This window comes from Microcystis sp. LE18-22.4A (genome assembly GCF_027531105.1).
Taxonomy (GTDB): Bacteria; Cyanobacteriota; Cyanobacteriia; order Cyanobacteriales; family Microcystaceae; genus Microcystis; species Microcystis aeruginosa.
Map to the genome: position 1 here is coordinate 1 of NZ_JAPZRB010000489.1, position 8,627 is coordinate 8,627.

Below are 8,627 nucleotides of genomic sequence, written 5' to 3' on the forward strand. Positions count from 1 at the left end.
CTAAACATCGCTTCTATCTCCTTTCTACTGACTTGGGGTAACTTATAAACCAAAATTGTCTCTATCAATTCTAAAAGTTCTTGCTGTTGTTTGAGATTAGGGAATTCTTCTCTAATCCGTGGAATTAATTGTTTTCCCTGCTCGATCGCTCTTGCGGTTGGTGCTATAATTAATTGTCAAACCCTCATCAACAAAGTTTTACTTCAATATATGGAAGGCAATTAAACTCAGCACCAAGCATGACCCTTCCGTAATCCTACTGTACGCTATAATTATAAGAACCATGAAATGCACCCTATTTTTAGTCTTCAAAAATCAAGGTTTATATCATAAAAATCAAAAAGTTTTTGGAAAAAATCTACCACTATAGACTCATAGTTTTCTTGCATAATTTCAGAAGCTCCAAATCGATAAACTTCATAACCTAGCAATTTTAACTTTCTATCTTCAGCTACCATTTCTGCATAAAGCTGAGGCTTCGCATATTCTCCCTCAGCATAATGTTGTTTACCATCAATCTCGATAACAATTCTTTTTGATTTTGGCAATAATAATAAAAAATCCATACGTTGTCTTATCAATCTTCTCCCATTGTTATATCTTTTGAGTTCTTTGATAGTATAGGGATCATAATGTAAATAAACTTGTGGCAGTAGAGCGGGCGAATTTTCACCCCAACGACGACATAATTGCTCGTTGTTATAGTAAGTGTCAAAAAATCTAGATTCTACTCCATTATTTTGCAAGGATTCTTTAAGTCGTTTGTAAAGAGGAGCTGCCGCTTCTGAATTTGACCAGCTAATCATTTTTTTATACTCTTTCCACCAATCAATTAACTCTATCCATGATAATCCATGACTTTGAATCGGCTTATCATAGATCAAACAGGATTCTTTATACTTCGTAATTTCAATATCATTGCTAAGTGAATCTGAAAAAATAATTTCTGGTTTAAAAGAATTAGAGGCAAAAATAATATTTTTGATATTTTGATGTCCTAGTTTTTTGGTTAAATGAATTGTGTAGCCATTACTATCAACTTGAAAACCACTTTTTTCACAAATTTATCTTAAAGTTTGCTTATGCTCTTCCTTAATATTATAACTTTTGTATAAAAGTATTGATTCAATTACTTTCAGAAATTTCTGAATATCGTTTTGATTTTCCCAATCAATCTTTGAGTAGTATCCATCCACTTGATCTAGGCGCGTAGATGCACGAGGCTCGTATTTATCAAATCCCGCCTCCGTAAACCAACTATCTATTTGATCAATATAATATCTATATTTTACGCAGCAAAATTCTCGAAACTCACTCTTTAATAAATCTAGATATATATTCATAGAGACACATCAACTTTCCGAGAAATCACCGATACATACAATACCAAATTCTGGCAATTCAGCATTAGGATCAAAATCAACAGATTGGTGGGTTATGGCGAATACCTTATTAGTTGCTTAACTGTCTCATTTGTCATCGCCTAACCCACCCTACTATTTGGCTATCGGCAAAAGATAGCCACCGGCAATTGTATCAATTTGTAAAAGATGGTTGACGTTTGTGCCAATCGGTGGCTTGTTCGTAGGCGTGGGCGACGTGAAATAATTGATCTTCGCGCAGCACATTACCCACTAATTGTAAACCAATTGGCAAACCTTGCCCATCAAAACCGCAGGGAAGACTTAACCCGGGTAAACCGGCTAAATTGACGGGAATAGTCATTAAATCCGATAAATACATACTCAGAGGATCCGCCGTTTTTTCCCCGGCTTTAAAAGCTGTGGTCGGTGAAGTGGGAGAAACTAACACATCTACCGATTGAAAAGCTCGATCGAAATCCTCTTTGATCAAAGTCCTCACCTTTTGTGCTTTCAGGTAATAAGCATCATAATAACCCGCCGAGAGGGTGTAGGTTCCCAACATAATCCGGCGCTTGACTTCCGCACCAAAACCCTTAGCGCGAGTCTTGGTGTACATATCAATTAAACTGTCGGCATCTTCCCGAATACCGTATTTAACCCCATCGTAACGGGCTAAATTCGCCGATGCCTCCGAGGGGGCGATAATGTAGTAGGTGGGCAATCCGTAACGGAAACGGGGACAGGAAATCTCTTTAATTGTGGCACCGAGGGCCTTTAACTGCGCTAAAGCTTGATTAACTGCCTCAGCAACGACCTGATCCAAACCTTCCCCGAAAGTTTCCTTAATTACGCCAATTTTTAACCCTTTTAAACTGGTTTTCAGGAATTGGCTATAGTCGGGAATCGGCAGATTGAGACTGGTAGAATCTTGGGGATCGTAACCTGCGATCGCTTGTAATAAAATCGCCGCATCTTCTACGGTACGACCAAAGGGACCGATCTGATCGAGAGAAGAAGCGTAAGCCACCAAACCAAAGCGAGAAACCAAGCCATAGGTCGGTTTTAGCCCGACAACGCCACAAAATGAAGCCGGTTGACGAATTGATCCCCCCGTATCCGATCCTAGGGCCACCACACATTCTTGAGCGGCCACAGCCGCAGCCGAACCCCCTGAAGAGCCTCCAGGCACCCGGGATAAGTCCCAAGGATTAGCAGTAACGTGATAACCGGAGTTTTCTGTGGAACTACCCATAGCAAACTCGTCTAAATTGGTTTTACCGACGATAACTGCTCCTAAATCCCGTAATTTTTGGGTAACGGTGGACTCGTAGGGGGGGACAAAATTCTCTAAAATCCGGGAAGCGCAGGTGGTGGGGATACCCTTGGTGCAGAGATTATCTTTTAATGCGATGGGAATACCTGCTAACAGATGCAGCGATTCACCCCTGGCGATTTTCTCGTCCACTTTTCGGGCTTGTGCGAGGGCTAAATCCGGGGTTAAATGGAGAAAGCTTTTTACTTGTGGTTCGAGCGCTTCGATGCGAGCGAGAAATTCTGTAGCGATTTCGACGGCTGTTTTTTCTTTATTAACGAGTTGTTGATGCAGTTGACGAATCGAAGTCATGTTCAGTTACCGGTTACAACCACCGTCAGGAGCAAGCAACAACCCCGGACAGCAAAGACTATTTTAGCGTCAGTTTGGCTGTCGGTCAGCTAATCTCCTAAAATTAAGGGAAAGCCTGGGAGGAAAACTAGAGTTATGACTTTTAATATCCGACAATTAGATAATTTAGACTACGATGAAGCCGAACCCTTATTAGAAGATTATATTACTGGAGCGATCGAAGAATATATCAATTCGCCAGAGGGAGAGTCCTATTATCAAGAAAAAGAAGAAGGTGGTGGTTGGATTGCTACCTTTGTCGAGTTGGGCTATCTCTATGAAGGTTATACCCTTGCTACCATGACTAAGGCTGATGTGCAAATCTTAATGGAGAAGATTTTACCACGCAAAATTACTATCCTCGATCCGACGGAAACGGAAGATGCTATCCCTGAATTAATTAGTTTTTGGCAATTTTTGGGACGAGAATATAAATTAACTCAGGCTAAAGCTATTATTAAATATTTAGAGCAATTAGGCGATCGCTTTGGTCAACTGATGAACGATCCCAACAGTGGCGGTTTTATGAAAAATCTCTTGTTACAAGCGCATCAGCAGGGTTTTGATATCACCAGTCAGGAGGGTTTAACAGCTTTTCAAGAAAAATATAATGCTGAACAACGCGCCAAACAGCAAGCGGCAGCAATATTGAAAAAAACGCTTCCAGCTGTTTCTAAATCGGAAAATGTTCCCAAGGCAATGCAGGCCAAATATCAAGAAATTATCGATATTACCGATAAATTTGCCGCTCAATATCTTAATGAAGAATATGCCCAACTTATTCGCCAATTAACTGCAACTTTAGCTCGTAAGCGTCCCTCTCCCCTAGAAAAAGGTAAGGCTAATTCCTGGGCTGCTGGCATTACTCACGCCCTAGGAATGGTCAATTTTCTCTTCGATCCTACTCAAAATCCCCACATTTCGGCCAAAGAACTTTATCAGGCTTTTGGGGTTGCTCAAAGTACAGGACAAGCTAAATCAAAACAAGTGAGAGATTTACTGAAGATGTCCTATCTTGACTCAGAATGGGCTTTACCAAGCAATTTGGAGAACCATCCTAGCACTACAGTCCGGAAGTTAATCACTACCATGCTCGGTTATAGTTAGGGTTTGCTGAAAAAGTCTTTTGGTGGAGCTAGGAGGCACTCTTGCAGCAATAGATTCCTGAATGACCCAATCTCGATCGAGCTTGCAGACTAGACTCTAGTTACCTCTCCAGTTAAACTATAGTAGTCAATAGTTATAAAGTTTTAAACGATCACCTATTGTCAGCCTTTTTAACTGGTCACTTTATTACCTACCTATGTTGGACAGTTTCTCCCCCCAAACCTCTAGCGTCGTCCTCGCTTCGGTGGCGGACTATTTCAAAGTCCTGTCGGAAGTCAGTCGCCTACAGATTCTCAGTTGCTTGCAATTAGGCGCGATGAATGGTAAAGAAATCGCCGAAGCTACCGGACTAGGTCAGGCCAATCTCTCCAAACACCTGAAAGCTTTAACCCAAGCGGGAATTATCTCGCGGCAACCCCAAGGAGTCAGCGTTTACTATCAAATTACCGACCCCGTGATCTATGATCTCTGTAAGGTGGTTTGCGATCGCATTAGTCAGCAAATGCGTCAACGGGCCCGAGAATTCGAGAGTCTGCCAACTTTCCATCTCCCTAAATAAAAATTACCAAACCCTTGACATTTTGCCTCAATTATGCTATGTGCAAAATTTCCATGCTCCTAGAAGAACTTTGTCAACGCTATCGGGAGGGAGAAAGAGATTTTCGGGGGATTAATTTGCGGGAAAGCGACTTAACTAATATTGCCCTCCCAGGAGTCAATTTTTGCCGTGCCGATCTGCGACAGGCGCGGTTAGGAAAGATAGGCCTTTCGCGATCGCTGCTGAGAGAAGCGGATTTAAGTGAGGCGATTCTCTGGGGAGCAGATTTAAGTCAAGTGGACTTTTATCGAGCTTGTTTACGAGATGCGGACTTAAGCGGGGCTAATCTCATCGAAGCCAATTTAGAAGCCACTTATTTAACCAAAGCCGTCTTAAACGGTGTTAATCTCAACAGTGCTAATCTCCAGCAGGCCGTATTAATCGATACGGATTTTCGCTCCACTTCCGACCAACGCACGGACTTAGGCAAAACTAACTTTTGCGGAGCCGATCTCAACTATGCCAATCTGAGCGGCTCCCTGTTATATCGAGCTAATTTCGCTGATTGCCGACTTTGCCGGGTTAATTTTCGTGCTAGTCCCGAAAGAGACGGATTTATTACCGATCTCACCGGGGCCAGTTTCCGGGGTGCGGATCTCAGTTATGCCGATTTGCGCGGGGCAATTTTAGAAGATGTGGACTTAACCGGCGCTGATTTAACTGGGACTTTGTTTTAATCTGGGAAGCTTTTTCAGTAAACAGTGATCAGTAAACAGTAATCAGTGAAAAGATGTCATTTCACTTAAAACTCAAATCCGATAACTGATAACTGATAACTGCTCACTGATAACTGATAATTGAGGGTCGATTTATTTAAGGCTTGCTGAATAAATCTAAAAACCTTGTTGGATAAGACTTTTAGACTTTTTTTCCCTCAAAAAGTGCCAGCCATTGCGGGGATCGGGGGGAAAATTCTGGGACTTTTTCCCTGAAAATTAGGTAACTGACTACCTCAAAATCGGTAAAACCCCACACCCCACACCCCACACCCCACACCCTGCCACCACCGAAAAGCTTTTTGCCGCAAACCCTATTTAAACCCGACGGATGCTTGCCAAACAAAGGCCAGCAAGAGGAAAAATAGGGGAATCAGGGGCAAGACATCGACTAAGGGGTCGAAAATTTGGTATGCTTCCGGCAATTTGGCCAACAAAAGTGCAGTTTCCATCTCTCTATCTACCTTGACAAGAAAATTTTCAAACGTTTCCTGAAATTTTATCACGTTGGGGTAACATCTACGGCATCCTCAAGCCAAGGGGCAAAATCTTGGGCAAAAGTCCCCCCCAGGATAGATTGACGAATTTCACGGGTAAATCTGATTAATTCGGCGATATTGTGCAGAGATAAGAGAATATAACCCAACATTTCCCCCGATTTAATTAAATGATTCAGATAGGCACGGCTAAAGTGTTGACAGGTGTAGCAGGGACAAGTCTCGTCTAAAGGGGCGAAATCCTCCTTAAAACGGGCATTTTTGAGGTTCCAACGCTCTCCCCGCACTAAAGCCGTGCCATGGCGACCAAAACGGGTGGGAATGACGCAATCAAACAGATCTATGCCACTAGCGATCGCCTTGGCCATTTCTCGATAGGTTCCCACTCCCATCAGGTAACGGGGTTTATTTTCGGGGAGTAAAGGGGCAGTTATCTGGACAATGCGATGAATTAGGCTCGTTTCTTCCCCCACACTCACGCCACCGATAGCATAACCGGGTAAATCGAGTTTTACTAAAGATTCCGCCGCCGCTGCCCGTAAATCCTCATAAATTCCCCCCTGCACGATGGCGAATAAAGCCTGTTGTTGGGGTCGTTGATGAGCCCTCAGACAGCGCTCTAACCAGCGATAGGTGCGTTCTATGGATGCTTTCATGGTCTCATGACTGACTCCCGTGGGGGGACATTCATCGAAGGCCATAATCACATCAGCACCGAGGGCATTTTGAATCTGAATCGATTTTTCTGGCGTAATTTCGATGATTCTACCGTCCCGGGGCGATCGAAAGGTGACTCCCGATTCTTTAATTTGCCGCAGTTGACTGAGGCTAAATACCTGAAATCCACCAGAATCTGTTAATATTGGCTGATTCCACGCCATAAACTCGTGTAAACCTCCCGCTTTCTCGATAATACTTTCTCCAGGCTGCAGATGCAGGTGATAGGTATTAGCGAGAATCATTTGCGCCCCCGTGCTGGCGATTTGAGCGGGGGTCAAACCTTTCACCGTGGCCAAAGTTCCCACGGGCATAAAACGGGGTGTTTCTACCGGTCCGTGGGGACTATGCCAAACCCCAACCCGCGCACCAGTTTGGGGACACCTGGCGATTAATTCAAAGGAAAATCCCACTGTTTCAGTTATCAGTTATCAGTTATCAGTATTTTTGCTCGCTGCCTAAAAGGGGCAATCGTTGTCGTCTTCGTCTTCAAACTGCACATCCCACTTAGCAGAAAGTACCTGAGTAACCATGGCTTCGAGGGTATCGGCATTGAGACGGGCTTTCATATCGGGGTCTTGGAGTGGATTACTCAGGGGAATTAGCCGTAATTGCCGATTGTCTTGGATCAGATCAAAATAGGTTTCACCGTCGGGAGAGCGGGTTAAACGCAGACAATCGAAGCTATAGGTATTGAGATAAAGACTGTAGTTAGCAACTAGGGTGCTTTGCTGATAATCGGCGAAAACTTCCACTATCCATCCCTCCCCTTCACTCTGAATCACTCCTTCGAGACTATGGATGTAGCGAACTCGTCCGAGACCATCGAGGAGACGACGCATATCTTCTTTAGCGATGACCACGCCAGAATCAATAATACAGGGGGCGGGCAGGGGCTGTGAGGGTGGATGATAGTTCATAGGGATTGCCAGTAAAAAAATTTCCGTTAATAACCCACCGGGGGGTTTCTACCGATTCCTGTTGCAATTTTCTTCGGGTTACGTCTCGATCTTAACCCAATCCGCTAGAACTTTTCACTGTTATTTAATATTAATAACGACGATCGATGATTAATTTCCGCTTACTAAATATTTACAAAAATCTGGGTAGACAGAGCCTACCCAATCATAACTATTTACTGGGAGGGTTAGAAGCGGAAGGACTGCGATCGATCACCTGATCGATTAAACCATAGTCTAGGGCTTCTTCGGCGGACATAAAGAAATCCCTTTCCGTATCCTCGGCGATGAGGTCGAGAGGTTTACCCGTATGACTAGCTAGGTGTTCATTGAGTAATTGTTTGAGATAGAGAATTTCTTTGGCCTGAATTTCGATATCGGTGGCCTGACCTTGGGCGCCGCCGAGGGGTTGGTGAATCATGATCCGCGAGTTGGGTAGGCTCATTCTTTTGCCCGGTTTGCCGGCACTGAGGAGAAAAGCCCCCATACTGGCAGCTAAACCAATACAAATGGTGCTGACATCGGGACGGATTTGATTCATGGTGTCAAAAATCCCTAATCCGGCCGAAACGGAACCACCGGGGGAGTTGATATACAAGTAAATATCTTTTTCGGGGTCTTCTGCTTCTAGAAAGAGTAATTGGGCGACGATTAGGTTAGCTAGGTCGCTGGTTACTTCTTGTCCCAAAAAGACGATTCTTTCCCGGAGTAGTCGGGAGTAGATATCGAAGGCGCGTTCGCCCCGGCCTGTGGTTTCAATAACGGTAGGAATCATTGCGCTTTCTTGTCTTGCTGCTGCGGTTAGTTTTTTGATTTTGACATACTCCCACCGTCAAGCTACGCTGTGACGGGGGATTCTTTCCAGATCACTATCGGAAATTCCTTGTTCAACGAGACAGCTTAGATTCTCAATGTCTCCACTGAAAATCCAGAGGCCGGACTCTCCCAAGGCGTTTGGGTCGGTTTCTGTTTGCCCAACAGTACCGTTGAGATGATTTCCCAAATA

10 protein-coding genes and 1 pseudogene are annotated in these 8,627 nt (G+C 43.8%); 3 read left to right on the top strand and 8 right to left on the bottom strand.

Annotation, left to right across the window (positions count from 1 at the left end; translation table 11 throughout):
- The 3 genes from O9295_RS21370 to gatA all read right to left on the bottom strand — a co-directional run.
- Nucleotides 1-170 (bottom strand): DUF2887 domain-containing protein (locus tag O9295_RS21370; RefSeq protein WP_353851884.1); only part of this gene is annotated, 170 nt, incomplete at its 3' end.
- A gap of 138 nt (nucleotides 171-308) precedes the next feature.
- Nucleotides 309-884, bottom strand: a complete 576-nt coding sequence (locus O9295_RS21375; RefSeq protein WP_288035181.1) for a DUF559 domain-containing protein — start codon at nucleotides 882-884, stop codon at nucleotides 309-311.
- 652 nt (nucleotides 885-1,536) lie between these two features.
- Nucleotides 1,537-2,988: an Asp-tRNA(Asn)/Glu-tRNA(Gln) amidotransferase subunit GatA gene (gatA, locus tag O9295_RS21380; RefSeq protein ID WP_106909165.1), complete on the bottom strand. Its 1,452-nt coding sequence runs from the start codon at nucleotides 2,986-2,988 to the stop codon at nucleotides 1,537-1,539.
- Between the two features lie 135 nt (nucleotides 2,989-3,123).
- Between gatA and O9295_RS21385 the strand changes: the two genes are divergently transcribed.
- The 3 genes from O9295_RS21385 (at nucleotide 3,124) to hetL (ending at nucleotide 5,409) form a co-directional block, all read left to right on the top strand.
- The gene (locus O9295_RS21385) at nucleotides 3,124-4,134 is read left to right on the top strand and encodes a DUF6398 domain-containing protein (protein ID WP_288035184.1); all 1,011 of its coding nucleotides are present in this window, start codon (nucleotides 3,124-3,126) and stop codon (nucleotides 4,132-4,134) included.
- Between the two features lie 196 nt (nucleotides 4,135-4,330).
- The gene (locus O9295_RS21390) at nucleotides 4,331-4,693 is read left to right on the top strand and encodes an ArsR/SmtB family transcription factor (protein ID WP_002758508.1); all 363 of its coding nucleotides are present in this window, start codon (nucleotides 4,331-4,333) and stop codon (nucleotides 4,691-4,693) included.
- Nucleotides 4,694-4,746: 53 nt separating this feature from the next.
- Entirely contained in the window at nucleotides 4,747-5,409 is a 663-nt protein-coding gene (gene hetL, locus O9295_RS21395; protein ID WP_288035192.1) for a heterocyst differentiation pentapeptide repeat protein HetL, read from the top strand.
- A gap of 353 nt (nucleotides 5,410-5,762) precedes the next feature.
- On the opposite strand, the gene O9295_RS21400 is transcribed toward hetL, so the two are convergent.
- The 5 genes and pseudogenes from O9295_RS21400 to O9295_RS21420 form a co-directional block, all read right to left on the bottom strand.
- Nucleotides 5,763-5,900 (bottom strand): photosystem II reaction center protein K, encoded by a 138-nt coding sequence (locus O9295_RS21400; RefSeq protein WP_008206475.1) that lies wholly within the window; start codon nucleotides 5,898-5,900, stop codon nucleotides 5,763-5,765.
- A gap of 50 nt (nucleotides 5,901-5,950) precedes the next feature.
- A complete protein-coding gene (gene tgt / locus O9295_RS21405; RefSeq protein ID WP_147069690.1) occupies nucleotides 5,951-7,075 on the bottom strand; it encodes a tRNA guanosine(34) transglycosylase Tgt in 1,125 nt (374 codons plus the stop codon).
- 45 nt (nucleotides 7,076-7,120) lie between these two features.
- On the bottom strand, nucleotides 7,121-7,582 hold the full coding sequence (locus tag O9295_RS21410; protein WP_288035188.1) for a hypothetical protein: 462 nt from the start codon (nucleotides 7,580-7,582) through the stop codon (nucleotides 7,121-7,123).
- Between the two features lie 211 nt (nucleotides 7,583-7,793).
- Complete coding sequence (gene clpP / locus O9295_RS21415) at nucleotides 7,794-8,435, bottom strand: ATP-dependent Clp endopeptidase proteolytic subunit ClpP (protein ID WP_223210720.1); 642 nt, start codon at nucleotides 8,433-8,435, stop codon at nucleotides 7,794-7,796.
- A gap of 18 nt (nucleotides 8,436-8,453) precedes the next feature.
- Nucleotides 8,454-8,627 (bottom strand): annotated as a pseudogene (locus O9295_RS21420) (RNA-guided endonuclease TnpB family protein); the annotation flags it as partial.